1 protein-coding gene is annotated in these 465 nt (G+C 64.1%); it reads right to left on the reverse strand.

The features are described from left to right. Nucleotides 1-465 (reverse strand): condensation domain-containing protein (locus tag OC610_RS28805; protein ID WP_264433205.1); only part of this gene is annotated, 465 nt, incomplete at both ends.

Here is a 465-nt window from a genome sequence, read left to right on the forward strand (position 1 = left end):
ACGAGGTTCTGCGCTTGCACCGCTTGCAACCAACTGTCCAGCGACTGTTCCGCCCGAGGGCTGGCGATCACCGGCAAGGTATTGATGAACAAACCGATCTGCTGCTCGATGCCGGGCAAGTCCGCTGGGCGACCGGCGACCGTCGCGCCAAACGCCACGGTGGATTTACCGGTGTAGCGCTGCAACAGCAGCAGCCATGCCGCCTGCACCAGCGTGTTCACCGTAACTTTCGAAGCGCGGGCGAAGGTTTCCAGGCGTCGGGTCAGTGCTTCGTCCAGCACTTGCACATGATCGCCATAACCAACACCAGCCTCCGTCGGCTTGGCCACCGCATCGGCCAACCGCGTCGGCGCCTCCAGGCGTTGCAACGCAGGCTTCCAGAACGCCTCACTGGCCGCCGCATCCCGGCATTGCAGCCACGCGATGTAGTCCCGATAACGTCCGCCGGACACGGCAACGGACTGC

This window comes from Pseudomonas agronomica, from assembly GCF_025917275.1.
GTDB lineage: Bacteria > Pseudomonadota > Gammaproteobacteria > Pseudomonadales > Pseudomonadaceae > Aquipseudomonas > Aquipseudomonas agronomica.